The 16,846-nt window shown below is 53.1% G+C and carries 11 protein-coding genes and 1 tRNA gene; 7 read left to right on the forward strand and 5 right to left on the reverse strand.

Features of this window, described 5'->3' with window-relative positions; genetic code table 11:
• Nucleotides 1–187: 187 nt before the first annotated feature.
• Nucleotides 188–3,805, reverse strand: a complete 3,618-nt coding sequence (gene recB, locus LVJ85_RS04020) for an exodeoxyribonuclease V subunit beta (protein ID WP_244741650.1) — start codon at nt 3,803–3,805, stop codon at nt 188–190.
• Nucleotides 3,806–4,124: 319 nt separating this feature from the next.
• On the opposite strand from recB, the gene LVJ85_RS04025 reads away from it, so the two are divergent.
• On the forward strand, nt 4,125–5,444 hold the full coding sequence (locus LVJ85_RS04025) for an MFS transporter (RefSeq protein WP_244741653.1): 1,320 nt from the start codon (nt 4,125–4,127) through the stop codon (nt 5,442–5,444).
• A gap of 86 nt (nt 5,445–5,530) precedes the next feature.
• On the opposite strand, the gene LVJ85_RS04030 is transcribed toward LVJ85_RS04025, so the two are convergent.
• On the reverse strand, nt 5,531–6,634 hold the full coding sequence (locus tag LVJ85_RS04030) for a metallophosphoesterase (RefSeq protein WP_244741655.1): 1,104 nt from the start codon (nt 6,632–6,634) through the stop codon (nt 5,531–5,533).
• A gap of 209 nt (nt 6,635–6,843) precedes the next feature.
• Here LVJ85_RS04030 and LVJ85_RS04035 point away from each other — a divergent pair, with 209 nt between their 5' ends.
• Nucleotides 6,844–7,746, forward strand: a complete 903-nt coding sequence (locus LVJ85_RS04035; RefSeq protein ID WP_244741657.1) for a Dyp-type peroxidase — start codon at nt 6,844–6,846, stop codon at nt 7,744–7,746.
• A 155-nt stretch (nt 7,747–7,901) separates the two neighbouring features.
• Here LVJ85_RS04035 and LVJ85_RS04040 read toward each other — a convergent pair whose 3' ends face one another.
• On the reverse strand, nt 7,902–8,804 hold the full coding sequence (locus LVJ85_RS04040) for a recombination-associated protein RdgC (RefSeq protein WP_244741660.1): 903 nt from the start codon (nt 8,802–8,804) through the stop codon (nt 7,902–7,904).
• Nucleotides 8,805–8,928: 124 nt separating this feature from the next.
• Here LVJ85_RS04040 and LVJ85_RS04045 point away from each other — a divergent pair.
• Nucleotides 8,929–9,004: transfer RNA gene (locus LVJ85_RS04045), tRNA-Glu, on the forward strand.
• 139 nt (nt 9,005–9,143) lie between these two features.
• Here LVJ85_RS04045 and LVJ85_RS04050 read toward each other — a convergent pair.
• Together LVJ85_RS04050 and LVJ85_RS04055 are read right to left on the reverse strand one after the other, a co-directional pair.
• The gene (locus tag LVJ85_RS04050) at nt 9,144–9,617 is read right to left on the reverse strand and encodes a type IV pilin protein (protein ID WP_244741662.1); all 474 of its coding nucleotides are present in this window, start codon (nt 9,615–9,617) and stop codon (nt 9,144–9,146) included.
• A gap of 100 nt (nt 9,618–9,717) precedes the next feature.
• Complete coding sequence (locus LVJ85_RS04055) at nt 9,718–10,137, reverse strand: type IV pilin protein (RefSeq protein WP_244741665.1); 420 nt, start codon at nt 10,135–10,137, stop codon at nt 9,718–9,720.
• Between the two features lie 549 nt (nt 10,138–10,686).
• Here LVJ85_RS04055 and LVJ85_RS04060 point away from each other — a divergent pair.
• From LVJ85_RS04060 to LVJ85_RS04075, 4 genes are all read left to right on the forward strand, one after another.
• Nucleotides 10,687–11,859, forward strand: coding sequence for an efflux RND transporter periplasmic adaptor subunit (locus tag LVJ85_RS04060; protein WP_244741667.1), 1,173 nt, complete (start codon nt 10,687–10,689; stop codon nt 11,857–11,859).
• 12 nt (nt 11,860–11,871) lie between these two features.
• Nucleotides 11,872–13,809, forward strand: a complete 1,938-nt coding sequence (locus LVJ85_RS04065) for a MacB family efflux pump subunit (RefSeq protein WP_244741669.1) — start codon at nt 11,872–11,874, stop codon at nt 13,807–13,809.
• 65 nt (nt 13,810–13,874) lie between these two features.
• Nucleotides 13,875–15,269: a TolC family protein gene (locus LVJ85_RS04070; RefSeq protein ID WP_244741671.1), complete on the forward strand. Its 1,395-nt coding sequence runs from the start codon at nt 13,875–13,877 to the stop codon at nt 15,267–15,269.
• Between the two features lie 391 nt (nt 15,270–15,660).
• Nucleotides 15,661–16,677, forward strand: coding sequence for an ABC transporter substrate-binding protein (locus tag LVJ85_RS04075; RefSeq protein WP_244741673.1), 1,017 nt, complete (start codon nt 15,661–15,663; stop codon nt 16,675–16,677).
• The last annotated feature ends 169 nt before the right edge of the window (nt 16,678–16,846 follow it).

The raw sequence follows: 16,846 nt of genomic DNA on the forward strand, positions 1-16,846 counted from the left end.
CGGGATGGGGTGTGCCGGAAAAAATAGTGAGCCGTATCAAACGGCTGCAAAATAATTGGCGGATTATCTTATTCTTTGTGTGTGTTGTCAAGAAAATAAGGGGCGGCAGGATAGGCGTTGTTGCAAACGGGAACGGCATTTTGACAAGCCCGAGTATGGAGGGTGTTGCGCAGGGTAGATTGGTTTGTTACAGCCATTCCTGCAAAAGTGCGGTGGGAATGTTCCACGACCAGATGCCGTTGCTGCTGCCGTCTAAGCCGCGCAGAAAGAGATAGCGCACGGCAACGGTATGCAGCGGCCGGTTGCGGGAGGCGAAATGGCGGGCGGTAGCGATGGCGTAAATCAGGGCTTGCAGGTAATAGTGGTGGTGGGCGACGGCTTCGTTCATGGCCGCCGGTGTATAGTCTTCGGCGGTGTAACCCAAGTGGTTGGATTTGTAGTCGATAACGGTTACGAGGCCGTCTGAATATTGGCATACCATGTCGATGAAACCGTTGAGGAAGCCTTTTACGTCGCTGAAATCCAGCAGTTTGGCGGCGGCCGCGCATTCGGCGGGCAGGCCGTGGTCTGCTCGGGCGAACCATTGTTGCAGGCGTTCGAGCTTGAAGTCGTGCATAAACAGGGTGAAGCCCATTTCGGCAAGGCGGCGGTCGGCGGGGATGTCGGCCAGAGCGGTTTGGCCGTCGAGCGGGGCAAGGCGGGTGTGGTCGAGCATGGCGGTAACGGCGGGCAGCCGGTCGGCTTCGAAACCGTAGTGTTCCAATGTGGCGGCCACGGCTTCGCTTTGCGCGGCGGCGGGTGTGCTGAAATCGAAGGTTTCCAGAATTTCGTGCAGGCATACGCCTGCGCCTGCACCGCGCGGGAAGGTGTGGATGCTGCGGGTGTCGGTATTTTCAGACGGCATGGGCGGCGGTGTGTCGGCGGCGGTTTCTGCGGTATCTATTGCCGGTTGCAGCTCTTCGCGGGTGTGTTCGTCGTGGCTGCGGGTGTGGCGGCTCAGGCCGGTAAAGCTGGTGTGGCGGATAAATTCAAACGGGCGCGAAGGGATGTCGGCAGCTTGGTAGAGGCCGTCTGAAACGGGCGGCAATCGGTAAACCGCCGGTTCGGGCGCGGTGTCGGTAAAGCTGAAGTCTGTATCGGCGGGGGCGTTGCCGATGAACCGCTGCCAGTTGTTTTTCAGCATGGCGGCGGCTTCTTTTTTTTCGGCAGCGTAAGCGGCGGCGATATCGGCGCGGCGGCTGTCGGCAGTGCCTTCGAGCAGGTAGGCGAAGGTGTTGTCGGGCGTGTTGCTGCAATAGGCGGCATAGATAACCAGATGCTCTTCGGCACGGGTGAGGGCAACGTAAAGCAGGCGCAGGTTTTCGCTCAGGTTTTCATCGGCGAGCTGGTTGCGGTCGGTGTCGTCGAGTTGTTTTTCGTGCAGCAGTTCGGTGGTTTGGTGCGGGCGGTGGAGTATCTGCCAGCCTTTGAGGTCGTTTTTTTTGGCATCCCACACAAACGGGCAATACACGAGCGGATACTGTAAACCTTTGGCGGCGTGCATGGTCACGATTTTAACCAGGTTTTCATCGCTTTCCAGACGCAAGAGGTTGTTTTCTCCGTTGGGTTGGCCGGCATCTTGTGCCGTCTGAATTTGGCTTTCGAACCATTGCCGGAGTGCGGCGGGCGAGCGGCTTTGTTCGTCTTCTTCGGCCAGCCTTTCGACAAGCTGGTGGTAGTTGGTCAGGCTGCGCGTACTGCCGCGCGAGAGCAGGCGGCTTTCGATGCCGTGTTCGGCGGCAAAGTGCTGCATGGCGGCGTAGATGCCGTGCCGCTGCCAAGTTTCGGCGGCGGTTTGGGCTGAGTTTATCCACGAGAGCAGGGCGGATTCGTTGTGGTTGAGTTCGTGGATCATGGCGGCGGTATGTCGGAACAAAACGCCGCCGAGCACGAAGCGCAGCATTTCGGTGCGTTGCGGTTGCAGCCAAAAGCCGATGAGTGCGGCAAGGGCTTCGGCTTCTTCGGAGGCAAACACGGATTCACGTTGCAGCAGCACGCTTTGGATGTTGCGCTGTTTTAGGGCTTTGGCAATCATTTGCCCTTCGTTGTGGGTGCGTACGAGTACGGCGATTTGCCCCGATTGCAGCGGTGCGGCAGGGCTATTGCTGTTTTTTTTGTATTTCAGACGGCCTGCTGCGGCATCGTTGAGTGCCGTGGCGATTTCGTCGGCGCAATAATCGGCGGCACGGCTGCGCAATAAGTCTTTGTTGCTGCCTTCGTCGTCGCCGTTGTTCAGCCAACGCACGACAATGGCGTTTTGGGGCGGATTCAGACGGCCTGTGTCGCGGGCGGCGCCGACGTCGGCATAGTCGATGCTGTCGAGCACGAAGGGGCGGTTTTTTTCTTTGAACAGTGCGCCGATGCCGTTGATCAGCTTGGCGTGGCTGCGGAAGTTGGTGGCGAGCGTGTAGTGCGCGTCGGCTTGCTCGGCGGCCTGCATGTAGGCGTAGATGTCGGCACCGCGAAAGCTGTAAATGGCCTGCTTGGGGTCGCCGACGAGAAACAGCGGGTTGCCTTGGCGGATAAACAGCCGTTCGAAAATGGCGTATTGCAGCGGGTCGGTGTCTTGAAATTCGTCGATGAGTGCGGCTTTCCAAGTGGCGGCGACGGTTTGTGCCAGCAGTTCGCGGTGCGGGCTTTCAATTAGGGCGCGGTAAACGTCTAGCAGCAAGTCGTCGAAACCGCGTTCGCGGCGGGATTTTTTGCGTGTTTCCAACGCGTTGCCGATGTATTCGAGCATGTCGGTTTGCAGCCGTATCAAGGTGTTTTCTTCGGCTTCGGCTAAGTCGTCGAAGTATTGTCCGAGGCGGGCGAGTATCGCTAAGCGGGCATAGGCTGCGGCATCGGGCGTGTTACCTTTTTTGGTGGCGGCTTCCAAAGCTGTGGCGGCAAACAGGGGCAGTTTTTCGTGGTTGGGGGGCAGGGTGTTGTTTTCTGCCGCGGCTTCCAGCAGGGCAAAGACGTTTTGGAAGGTAGCTTTGCGGTATTTGGTGCCGTTTAAAGCGGGGTGGACAGCCCAAAAGGTTTGCGCCAACTCTGGCAATCGGGCGCGCACTTTTTCCCAGCATTCCGCCAATGCTTTTTCTGCGGCTTCCACATCGCTTTCAGGCCGTCTGAAAGTAAGATACGGGCGGCTGATAAAGCTTTTGATTTGGGACAGCATGTCTTGCGGCGTGTAGCCGTGCTTGAACACCAGCCTGGCCAATAAGGGATTGTGCGACACGTTTTCGCGCCAGAAATCTTGGGTGGGTTCGAGCAGGCGTTCGCGCGTGTCTTCGGTTAGCTCCACATCGAAAGGGGCTTGGCAGAAAAAGGCGTAATCGCGCAGCAGGCGTTGGCAGAAGCCGTGGATGGTGTAGATGGCGGCGTTGTCGAAACGGCTGATGGCGGCTTTAAGGCGCACAATCAGGCGCTCTTGGCTTTCTTGCTGCAAGGCGGTTTCGAGCAGGCCGGGCAAAAAGACGTCGCCTTCGTAGTGTTCGGCGCAATAGGCTTCGAGGCCGTCTGAATTTTGTGCGGCGTCGGGTACTTTTTCCAATACCGACAAAACTTCGTCCAAACGCGCCCGCAGACGGGTTTTCAGCTCGGCGGTAGCGGCTTTGGTAAAGGTAACGACCAGCACGCTTTCTACCGACATTTTTTCCAGCACAATCAGGCGGGTAAACAAGGCGGCGATGCCGTAAGTTTTGCCCGTGCCGGCAGAGGCTTCGATGAGGTTGGTGCCTGAAATGGGAATGGTGAGCGGGTTGAACGGTTGTGCTGGCATGGCGTTGTGGGCGGTATGAGGCCGTCTGAAAAATATCCGGCTAGGGGTAAACAGGGGGATGACGGTGCTTGGGCGGGCTGTCTGCGTATCGGTTTCAGACGGCCTTTACTTACATATATACGGTGGCGGCGCAAGCATAGGCCGAAGTGTAAAGGGTTTGCAGGAAAACAGCCAGCGCCGCCGTTACCGCTGCGTATCTTCGGCGCGAATCAAGCCGGTTTTCATATTCTTGCTTGCCCTTTTGCCGTAAAAAGGCCACAATCCTTGCTGATTGTTAACAATTTCCGTATTTAAATCACCGGTGTTAAGGAATCAGACGATGGACATCATCACTCGCTTACATAACTTGCCAGTGGGTAAGTTTCATTACAAGTTGTTGATATTAATCGGCTTGGGCTGGCTGTTTGATGCAATGGATACCGGCATGGTGTCGTTTGTGTTGGCTACGCTGGGCAAAGAATGGAATCTCGCGCCCGCGCAATTGGGCTGGATTGTCAGCATCGGCTTTGTGGGTATGGCTTTGGGCGCGGTGTTGAGCGGCAGAATGGCCGACCGCATCGGGCGCAAGGGCGTGTTTATCGCCACGATGGTGGTGTACAGCATCGCCACGGGCTTGTGCGCTTTCGCTTGGAACTACGAAAGCCTGCTGTTTTTCCGCTTTTGGGTCGGCTTCGGCTTGGGCGGACAGCTGCCGGTGGCGGTGTCGCTGGTGAGCGAGTATGCGCCGCCGAAAGTGCGCGGGCGTTTTATCGTGCTACTGGAAAGTTTTTGGGGCTTGGGCTGGCTGGCGGCGGCACTGGTATCGTATTTCTTTATTCCGCAATACGGCTGGCAGAGTGCGTTTCTGATTGGCGCGCTGCCGGTGTTTTACGCGGTTTTCGTGTGGAAATTGCTGCCGGAATCCGTGCCTTACCTGATTAATAAAGGACGGGTGCAGGAAGCGCACGAGATTGTGTGCAAGCTGGAAGCAGAAGCCGGTGTGCCGGTAACGGCGACGGCCGAGGTAGCGGAGCAGGCTTCGGCCGAACCGCCGCGTTTTGCCCAGCTGTGGCAGGCGCCGTTTGCCAAGCGCACGTTGATGCTGTGGCTGATTTGGTTCGGCATCGTGTTTTCGTATTACGGCATTTTCACTTGGCTGCCGAAGCTGCTGGTGGAGCAGGGGCATACGGTGGTGAAAACCTTTGAATATGTGCTGGTGATGATTTTGGCGCAACTGCCGGGCTATTTTGCGGCGGCGGTGCTGGTGGAAAAAATCGGCCGCAAGGCCACGCTGGCGGGTTTTCTGTTTGCCTGTGCCGTGTGCGCGTATTTCTTCGGCCACAGCGATTCGGTGACGATGATTATGTTTTGGGGCTGCTGGATGTCGTTTTTCAACTTGGGCGCGTGGGGCGTGCTCTACACTTACACGCCCGAGCTGTATCCGGTGCGTTTCCGTGCCTTCGGTTCGGGCTGGGCCGGCGCTATCGGCCGTATCGGCGGCATTGTAGCACCGATGGCGGTGGCGGCGATGATCGGCGGCGACGGCGGCTTCGGGCGGATTTTCGTGATGTTTACGGCGGTGCTGATGGCGGTGGTTGCCGTGATTGTGGTGTTGGGTGAGGAAACCAAAGGCCGCAGTTTGGAAGATATCAGTAAGTAAGCCGCGGAATATCAGTTGAGGCCGTCTGAAAATGTTTTGGATAAATATTTTCAGACGGCCTCAATCATTATGCGGTTCAAACAGAATCAATGTTGATGCGTTTGACTGCCTTTCACATGAATAATCCACACTTCCGACTGCGAACCCAAACGCAGCGGCACGCCCCAAAAGCCGTATCCTGATGTAACGAAAAAGTGGCCGTTGCCGATGCGTTCGTAGCCGTAATGCAGGCGGTTGAGAAAGCGGACGATTAAATTGGCCGGCGCCACTTGACCGTTATGCACATGGCCGGACACCTGTACGTCTATCGGCAGCTTGCTGTGGACTTCAATATCGGTAGGGCGGTGATCCATTAGTAGCACGGGCAGGGCGGTGTTTTGATTGCTCAACAGCGTTTCCGTGCTCGGGCGCGCTCTGTCCAAATCATCATTGCGGCCCACTACCAGCAAGCGGCCGTCCACCACCGTGCTCTCATTGGCGAGCACTTTAATGCCCGCTTTGGTCAGCTCTTCATAAATCTCGCGCTCGTGGCCGAACAAATCGTGGTTGCCCAAAGTGGCATACACGCCCAGCGGCGCGCGCAGTTTTTCCAAATGCGGCTGCATGTTTTCGGCGCGGTAGGCATCGACGTTGTCGTCCATCAAGTCGCCGGGCAGCAGGATGATATCGACTTTTTCGCGGTTCATGATGTCGGCGAGTTTGTCCAGCTGGCGCGCGCCGAACAGCACGCCCAAATGCGTATCGCTGGCCATGCCGATACGCAGCGGTTTCTCCAGCGGCTTATTGATGGTGATGTCGGCATGATGCACCACCGGCGTGTAGGCGTTGTACACCGCCACACCTAGTAGCCCGACCACAAACAAAGGCGCAAACAGCCTCAAGCTGCGCGACATCGGTTTTTGCGCCATGAAGCGGCACAGCAACAGATACAGCACAAAGGTAGCCAAAGCCGCATACATCACAAACAGCAGCAACACCATCCAAAACGCCATCCAGCGGAACACCGCATGCCCCAGCTGCAACAGCAGCCCCGCAATCAGCGCATTGGTAATGAAAAACGCCGCGCCCATCAACCAGCGTCTGCCGCGCGCGCCGATATAGGGCGCAAACAGCCATTGCAGGGATCGCCCCAAGCCGAAAGTAAACGCCTGAAGCAACAGCAATACCAAAACAAAAAGGGCAATACGCATGATGTTTCCTGTTTAAAACGAGCGCAAATTCTAACACAAACCGCTGCAAGCCCTTGCTGGCAGGGCGCAGCAAACGCCGTTCCGCCCTATCGACAGAAGGCCGTCTGAAAACCAATCGGTTCGATTGTTTCAGACGGCCTTAAAATACCCTCAAGCATGGGCTATAATTTCACCCGAACACAACCGAATTTCCATTTTGAAGGAATACTATGACTCCGCAAACCGCCATCATTCCCGAAGGCAGCAAAGCCGCCGTCTTTATCGAAGCCGATATCCGCGGCGACCGTGCGCAAATTCAAGCCGCCGCCCGCCAAAGCCTCGAAGCCCTTGCCAAGCTGCAACAACAATTTCCCGACGCCATGCTCGGCCTGACCATCGGTTTCGGCAGCGCATTTTGGCAAAGTCTGAACCACAACGGCGAAGGCAGCGAAATCAAGCCCTTCACTCCATTGGGCAACGGCTTGGCACCGGCCACGCAGCACGACATCATGTTCCACATTCAATCCGTGCGCCCCGACGTGAACTTCTCGCTGGCGATGGCCGTACTCGATGCCTTTGGCGACAGCATTGAAGTAAAAGACGAAACCCACGGCTTCCGCTGGATCGAAGACCGCGGCTTGGACGGCTTTGTCGACGGCACGGAAAATCCGAGCGGCGCCGACAATATCCGCGCCGTCGGTACCGTACCCGAAGGCAAACCCGATGCAGGCGGCAGCTATGTATTGCTGCAAAAATACCGCCACGACCTGAAAAAATGGAACAAAGTGCCGGTTGCCGAACAAGAATCCGCCATCGGCCGCACCAAAGAAACCAACGAAGAATTCAGCAAAGACGTGCGCCTGCCCGATTCACACTTAGGCCGCGTCAACATCAAAGAAAACGGCGTCGGCCTCGAAATCGTCCGCCGCAGCCTGCCCTACGGCACCGCTTCGGGCGAGCACGGCTTGGTGTTTATCGCCTACTGCGGCACGCTGCACAATATCGAAGCGCAACTCTTGAGCATGTTCGGCCACACCGACGGCAAAACCGACCTGCTGCTGAAACACGTTACCACCGCCGTAACCGGCGCTTATTACTACGCCCCATCGGTGGAACGCTTGCAGAATCTGTAATCCGAACCGGGCAAGATGCAGATAAGGCCGTCTGAAAATCTATTTTCAGACGGCCTTATCTGCATTGATGGAACGCCAACTCAAAAATAAACAGAGGCGGATGCTTTATCCGCCCCTGTTGAGATAAAAATAAGATTGAACCAACAGCCGGGCTGTTACGATTCCTGCCAGCCGCCCAAATAGCCGACCAGTTCTTCCAGCATGTTGCTCAACGCTTCGGTCATCAGAATTTGCGAAGCAAACGTCAGGCTGGCGGCATCATCGCCGTGGCCTTCGGCTTCTTCTTGCAGCACGTCCAAATATTGGATGCGTTTGAGCGTGAAGTCTTGGGTCAGAATAAACGCAATCTGTTCGCGCCATACAAGGCCGAGCTGGGTAACGGTTTTGCCGTTTTTCACATGCTGGATCACTTCATCGGCGGTTAAATCCTGCTTGGACACTTTAACCACCGGCGCCACGTCTCCCGTGCCTTTCAGCTCGCAATCGCTGTCCAACTCGAAGCCGCCTTCGGCTGCGCCGCGCAAGAGCCATTCGGTCATCAGACTGCCGGGCGATTGCTTGGTGTTGGGCAGGCGGACTTCAAGGCCGCCCAAGGCTTCGCGCAGCTTGGTCAGCATGCCTTCGGCTTTGGTGGCGGAAGCGTTATTAATCAAAAGATAACCGTGCTTGGTGTCGAAAATAGCTTGTGTGCGGCTGCTGCGGGTAAACGCGCGGGGGAGTAGGTCGTCGGTAATCTGTTCTTTTAATTCTTGTTTTTCTTTGCGGCCGACATTGCGCGCTTCTGCGTTCTGTATTTCGATCACGCGCTCGTCCAAAATATCGCGGATAACGCCAGCGGGTAAAACTTTTTCTTCTTTCTTCAAGGCTACGCGCCAAGTGTAATCGGCCGGGAAAACTGTTTCAGGCGAGAAAGAAACGGGCGCGGCAAATCCTTCGCTAAACCAGTCCAAACCCATGCACGGCGTAAATTCCGCTTGGGTCAGCTTTTCGGCCAATGTTTCGAGATCGGGGAGCTTGTCTTTATTGAGAGGATAGAAGCTGATTTGTTTGAACCACATAGCATTTCTTTCATGTTAAACCGCGGCATTATACCGTAGCGGGAGGCCGTCTGAAAGGCGTTATGCAATTGTTTTATTGACAAGCGTTTTGTGTGTCTGTATAGTGCGCGTTTCGGTTGTTTACGCGCCCATCGTCTAGAGGCCTAGGACACTGCCCTTTCACGGCGGCAACCGGGGTTCGAATCCCCGTGGGCGTGCCAGTTTTTAGAAAAATCCGCTTGAGTTTTCAGGCGGATTTTTCTTTTTGTATGTCTGTTCATATCAGCTTGGGTAGGTTATGGAGGCCGTCTGAAAAGTGTTGTCGGAGAAAGGTTGTTTAGGAAGAAAAACTGTTTGTAGTTATTGGTATATCGTGCAGTTTTTATCTGTCGGGCTTTTATCTTCTGAATCTTTGCTCAGGAAAAAATCACCTTCCTCGTCACAACTGTTGGTGCTGGATTCACATATCGTAGTAATCAGAGATTCGTTGATTTTTAATACGCGCGGTTCGTAGTTTTTGTTGATGGCTACGGCTTTGAGCGTGAACTTATCGTTCAATGCCCCGCGCGCATTGCCTTGCGGGCGGATGCAGAAGTGCCGGGTAGAGGTTTCAGGCAATTGAGGCCAGGTTGTGGAGGTTTGTTTGAACGAACGGTTTTGCTGGTAAAACTGCTCCATAATATGCGCGTTTTTGAGCAGAAGCGTATGCGCCTCGCGCAGGCGTGAATCTTTGATGTATTGCTGGTAAGGGGGAATAGCGATAGCGGCTAAAATCGCAAGAATGGCTATGATAAAAAGCAGCTCGATGAGTGTGAACCCGTGTTGTTTGTTCAAAATAATCTCCTTGATACAGATAAAAATAATAACAAGGGGTATTTTGTAAAGATTTGTTTATTGTGTAAAGTAAATTTTACACTTTCATTAAGCCGTGTATTTATTTGTACACATAGCAGTTTACATCGGGGGAAGATGTGGTTGCGGCCGTTCTGCCTTCGCAAACGGTGATGATGCCGCTGCCGTTGAGCTGCATATGGCGTTTTTCGTTGGGATTGTTTTCGTTGGGTTCGGCGATTAATGTGAAGTCATCGCCGCTTGCCGCTTTGTAACGGATGTCGAAATATTGGTTGGATTCAAGCGCACCGGCAGCTACGGAAGCGGGAAAGTGGTGTTGCTGTGCGTATTGGCGTTCCAACGATTGAGCGCTCACAAGCAAGTCGGCGCGCACATTTTCCAAGCGGGTCTGCCGGACGTAGGTTTCGTAAGAAGGATAGGCGATGGTGGCGAGTATGGCTAATGTCAGTACCACAATCATTAATTCAATTAAGGTAAAACCTTGTTGTCTGTTTTTGGTCATTTTGGCAAGTCAAGAAAGTAATCAGTTAGACGTAAATGTGTAATATAAACATGATTAAATTATTGTTGTTTATCCGAAAATTATAAATGAATATGGATTGGGCGGTTTTGATAATTGATATGTGGTAGTCTAAAGATGCTAAGCGGACTAACAGTATGTAAAAAAACAGTAATCATAAAGATGTTTTGCGGTGTGAATCATTAAATTTGAGTCTGATAACGGACGAAGAACAATCTTTTTTCGCTTCAAATGGAGCCGAATACGGGAGTTCGGTGCTGTTTTGCAGGTCTGGACAAACTGATCGGCATGTAACGCAGTATTTGTCATTTTCAGACGGCCTCAAGTTGTTCTGTAAGGTTTTATTTCTATATTTATAAATTTCTTAAAGTATTGATGGCTTATTCTTGCGCACACCCGAATGTACGGTTGGAGGCTCAGTCTTTTTTCCAGTACACTTAGTCCGGTTTGTATTCGTTCATGCCCAAAGTTCGGGCGTCATTTTATTTATCTGAACGGGTAAACCTACTTCACATTCAAAATCGAGGCATTATGACTAAAAAGCTTAAATGGATTGCGGCCTTGGCGGTTGTTGCGGTATTGGCTCTGCTGGCTTGGTCTTATTGGCAGCCCGAGGAAAAAATCAATTATCTGACCCAGCCGGTGGCGAAGATGGATATCGACCAAACGGTAAGCGCCACGGGTGAGATTTCTGCCGCGCAGCTGGTTACGGTGGGTTCGCAGGCGTCGGGGCAGATTAAAAAGCTCTACGTTAAAATCGGCCAGCAGGTAAAAAAAGGGGAATTGATTGCGGAAATCGATGCGACGTCGCAAATCAATACCCTGAATATCAACAAGGCCAAACTGGAGACTTTCCGCGCTCAATTGGTGTCGGCGGAGATCAAACAAAAAACGGCGAGAAAAAAATATAAGCGCGAGCAGGCTTTGTGGACGGAGAATGCCACTTCTAAAGCCGAGTTGGAAGATGCCGAAGATGCGCTTTCTGCCGCCGGTGCGTCGGTTGCGGAACTGAAATCGCAGATTAAGCAAACCCAGATTGCGATTAATACGGCGGAAGCGGATTTGGGTTATACGCGCATTGTGGCGACGATGGACGGAACGGTGGTGTCGATTCCGGTGGAAGAAGGCCAAACCGTCAATGCCAACCAAAGTACGCCGACGATTGTGCAGCTGGCCGATCTGAGCAAAATGTTGAACAAAATGCAGATTGCCGAGGGCGATGCGGGCAAAGTCAAAGCAGGGCAGAGCCTCACGTTTACCATTTTGTCGCAGCCTGAAAATGCGCGTGATGCCGTTATCGATACGGTTGACCCCGGTTTGACCAAAATGTCGCAAGGTTCTTACACCACCAGCACAGATACTACGGATACGGCGGTCTATTACTATGCCCGCGCTTTGGTACCGAACGAAGACGGTTCGCTGCATATCGGCATGACGACTGAGAACACGATTGTGATTAACCGTGCGCAGCAAGTGTTGGCCGTGCCCAATTTGGCGGTAAAAACTAAAGAAGGTAAAAAAGTGGTGCGGGTACTGGGCGATAAAGACAAAGTGGAAGAGCGGGTAGTCAAAACCGGTTTGAGCGACGGTACCAATATGCAGGTAATTGAAGGCGTGAAGGAAGGCGAGAAAGTGATTATTTCCGAATCCGGCGCGGAAGACGCTAAGAAGAATAACCGTGGAGGCCCGATGGGGCCGATGTAAGCGGAGCGGAGCATGAGTTTAATCGAATGCAGGGGCATCAACCGTTACTTCGGCAGCGGTAACAGCCGCGTACACGTTTTAAAAGACATCAACCTCAGCATAGAAAAAGGCGATTTCGTTGCCATCATCGGCCAATCCGGCTCAGGAAAATCAACGCTGATGAATATTTTGGGGTGTTTGGATACGGCCAGTTCCGGTTCTTACACCATCGACGGCGTGGAAACCGCGCAGATGACGGCAGACGAATTGGCGGGGCTGCGCCGTAAGCGTTTCGGCTTTATTTTCCAACGTTACAACCTGCTCAGTGCACTCAATGCGCGGGACAATGTGGCCTTGCCGTCTGTATATGCCGGTATGGAAAAAAACGAGCGCAACCGGCGCGCCGAAAAGCTGCTGCATGATTTGGGTTTGGAAGGCAAGGAAAACAACAAGCCCAGCGAGCTTTCGGGAGGACAGCAGCAACGTGTGAGCATTGCCCGCGCTTTGATGAACGGCGGCGAAATTATTTTGGCCGACGAGCCTACCGGGGCATTGGATACCGAATCGGGCGAGAATGTGATGGAAATCATCCATTCCTTGCACGCCCAAGGGCATACGGTAATTTTGGTGACGCACGATCCCGGTATCGCCGCTAATGCCAACCGTGTGATCGAACTGCGCGACGGCAAAGTGATTTCCGATACCAGTAAAAATACCGAGGTCAATGCCGGCAATGTAAGCAGCATTGAAGAAAATACTTCGTGGCTGTTTTTCAAAGACCAACTTATCGAATCGTTCCGCATGTCGGTGCAGGCGATTTTGTCGCATAAGATGCGCTCGCTGCTGACCATGCTCGGCATCATTATCGGCATTGCATCTGTGGTTTCCGTGGTAGCGTTGGGCAAAGGTTCGCAGGAAAAAATTCTGAAAGAGATCAGCGCTATCGGCACCAACACCATCAGCATCCGGCCGGGCAAGGGCTTCGGCGACCGGCAGTCTTCGCGGATCCGAACGCTCACGATTGCCGATGCGGAAGCGATTGCCAAGCAAAGCTATGTGGACAGCGTAACGCCCATGGTGGCTGCGGGCGGCACGGTTACTTTCCGCAATATCGACGTGGGCGCCCAGCTTTTCGGCGCGGGCGAACAGTATTTCGACGTACGCGGCATCAAATTGGCGCAAGGGCGGTTTTATGATGCCGATGATGTGAAATACAACAACCAAGTGGCGGTGATCGACGACAACACCCGCAACAAACTGTTTTCAGACGGCATCGACCCCTTGGGCAAAGTGATTCTGTTTAAAAAACGCCCCTTGAGAATCATCGGCGTTACCGAAAAAGACACCAGTCCTTTCGGCAGCTCCGACAACCTGCAAATATGGGTGCCTTACACAACGGTAATCAACCAAATCAGCGGCCGGCGTTATATCAACTCGATTACCGTCAAAGTGAAAGACAATGTCAATTCCCAAGCCGCCGAAAAGGGTTTGGACGAGCTGCTGCTTTCGCGCCACGGCGTTCAAGATTACTTCATGCAAAACAGCGACAGTATCAAGCAGACGGTGGAAAGCGCCACCAGTACCATGACGCTGTTGATTTCGTGTATCGCTTTGATTTCATTGGTAGTAGGCGGTATCGGTGTGATGAACATCATGCTGGTATCCGTAACCGAGCGCACCAAAGAAATCGGCGTGCGTATGGCAATCGGTGCGCGGCAGTCGAATATCTTGCAGCAGTTTCTGATTGAAGCCGTGCTGATTTGCCTGATCGGCGGCCTGACCGGCGTATTGTTTTCCGTGGGCATCAGTTTGGTGTTCAACTACTTCGTGAAAGACTTTGCCATGACGTTTTCCACACTTTCCATTGTGGCAGCCGTTACCTGTTCCACCGTCATCGGCGTCGTGTTCGGCTTTATGCCGGCGAAAAGGGCATCGAAACTCAACCCGATTGATGCGCTGGCACATGATTAACGTTTTCAGACGGCCTAACTGCTTGGCAACCCTCGAGGCCGTCTGAAACCATAAGGACAACACCCATGAAACCGACCCGATTATTTCAGACGGCCTTAAGCCTGAGCATCGCTTTGGCACTCGGCGGTTGTGCCGTCAACCATACCGCCCGCCCCGATTTGACGCTTGAAGCCGGCGGCGTGATCGTGCCCGCAGCAGAAGCCGCCCGCCGTTACCACATTACCGAAAATTGGTGGCGTATCTATGCCGACAACCGCCTCGATGCCTTGGTTGAGCAAGCATTGGCCAACAATATCGATTTGAAAAAAGCCGCTGTTAACGTCAACAAAGCCCTGTATCAGGCCAATATTCTCGGAGCGGGTTTGGTGCCCGCGTTTAACGTTTCGGTAGGCGTGTCTGCCAACAAAAACCTCAAAGACGGCGGCAGCACCCGTTCGTTCAGCAGCCAGCTCGGATTGAGTTATGAAATCGACTTATGGCAGCGGCTGAACGCCAAAGCAGATGCCCAAGTGTGGGAACACCAAGCCACGCAGCAAGATTTGGCCGCCGCCCGCCTGACCCTGATTAATAATGTGGTTGATGCCTATTTCAATATTGCTTATTTGAACGAAGCCATCGCTTTAACCGAAAAAACCGTCAAACAATACCAAGACATTGCCCGCATTGCCGCCGCCAAATACAAACACGGTAAAGCAGATGCTTCACAACCGCGCCGTGCGGAGCAATCCTTACTTTCCGCGCAAAACAACCTGATTCAGTTCCGCAACAACCGCGAGGCTGCCGAAGAAACCCTGCGCAATCTGCTCAACCTCAAGCCCGGAGAGCCTGCCGCCGCCGCTTCCGCCGATTTCCGTCTGCATACCGCACGCGGCATCGATTTGAACGTACCGGTGTCCGCACTGGCCAACCGCCCCGATTTGCGTGCGGCCGAATACCGCCTGCAGTCCGCCGTAAAAAATGTCGATGCGCAAAAACGAAGCTGGTATCCCGCCATCACCGTCGGTGCTGCCGTCAGCACTTCCTCCGACAAAGCGCGCGCCTTGTTCGACGTGCCGTTTTTGGGCGGTTCGGTTAAGCTCAACCTGCCGTTTTTGGATTGGAACACCTTGAAATGGCAAGACAAAACCGCCGAAGCCGATTTTGAACAGGCCCGCCTGCATTTCGAGCAGACGCTTACCGCCGCCTTAAACGAAGTGCTGGGCAACTATCAGAAATACGGCCATGCCGCGCAGGCTTTGGACAATGCCCGTAAACAATATGCGCTCGACCGGAAAAACAGCCGCTACTATCAAGTGCGCTACCAATACGGCAAAAACGAATTGAAAGACTGGTTGGAAGCCTTAAATACCGAATACGCCTCGGCACAAAATATGCTGAACCGGCGTTATGAAACCTTGAAATACGAAAGCATGGTTTACAAATCGATGGCGGGGCGTTACACCGCTAAAGCCGGGCAATAAAGGTTTCTTATTGCGTTGGAACATTGATGAGGCCGTCTGAAAACATGTTATACGTTTTCAGACGGCCTCATCCATATAAGCAAACCACAGTTTGCGCTTTTCCCGCTATACAAGCGCACATTGAAATTCCATGTAGCCTTTTCAGCGGCTGTTTCCATGATGGCCCTTGAAGATAACCATTTTTATCCGAAATCAACGCCGCCCGCGCAGGGTTTGTGTCGGCCAACCTGTTTATATGGAAGGAAAACGCTAAATATTCGGGCAAAATTGGCATTTAAATTGGTATAAAAATATCAATATCGGATTTTTATACGTTTAAATGCGATGATTTTTTAAAAAAATTAAAATATTATTACAAAAATTCAATCCTACTGACCCGAGAGGAATGCAGATGAATCAGAAAACCACTTCGCAATATGTATTAAGCACCATTGCAGCCGTGTTACTGGCTGCATGTTCTCCCGCAGAGCAAAACGGCAATACCGCCGCATCTTCCCCCGCGGCAGAACCGGCCGCCAATAAAAAAATCGCCATTACCGCCATTGTCGAGCATCCCGCTTTGGATGCCGTGCGCAAAGGCGTGATCGACGAACTGAAAGCCAAAGGCTACGAAGAGGGTAAAAACCTGACCATTGATTTCCAAAGCGCGCAAGGCAGCACCGCCAACGCAGCGCAAATTGCCAAAAAATTTGTCGGCGATAATCCCGATGTGGTGGTAGCCATCGCCACACCCAGCGCGCAATCTATGGTTGCCGCCACCAAAACCATTCCCATCGTTTATGCCGCAGTAACCGATCCCGTAGCCGCCAAACTGGTGCCGGGTTGGGAAGCATCCAACACCAACGTAACCGGTGTTTCCGACGAGCTGCCGCTGGAGCCGCAGATTGATCTGATGAAGAAAATCGTGCCGACCGTGAAAAACGTCGGTTATGTGTACAGCCCCGGCGAAGTCAATTCCACCACCGTATTGGATCAGCTTAAAGCCAAACTCGAGCCGCAAGGCATCAATTTGGTAACCGCGCCTGCACAACGTTCTTCCGACGTGCTGACCGCCGCCCGCAGCCTGAACGGTAAAATCGATTTGATTTACACCTCGTTGGATAACAACGTGGTTTCATCTTACGAATCTATGGGCAAAGCAGCGGTAGAAATGAAAAAACCGCTCGTCGCTTCGGATACCGATTCGGTAGCACGCGGAGCCGTAGCCGCTTTGGGCGTGAACTACTACGATTTGGGTAAAAAAGCAGGCGATGTAACAGCCCAAATTTTGGCAGGCAAAAAAGCCGGAGAAATTCCTTCCGCCCGCATGGAAACGCTGGATTTGTATTTGAGTAAGAAAAATGCGGCCGCACAAGGCGTAACCTTGTCGGAAGAATTGCTCAAGCAAGCGAAGCAGGTTTCTGAGTAACTAATTGATTATTAATAAATTATGCCAGCCAGCCGATTCGGTTGGCTGACTATTTTTCAGACGGCCTCATTGATGTTTCGGCAGTTAAACGGTTTATCCAAGCCGGTGAGGTAACGTGTTTCAGCGGATAAACTTTCCATAACCGCTCAGGCCGTCTGAAAACGGGCTT

Origin of the sequence: Neisseria sp. Dent CA1/247 (assembly GCF_022870825.1) — a bacterium.
Classification (GTDB): Bacteria; Pseudomonadota; Gammaproteobacteria; order Burkholderiales; family Neisseriaceae; genus Neisseria; species Neisseria zoodegmatis.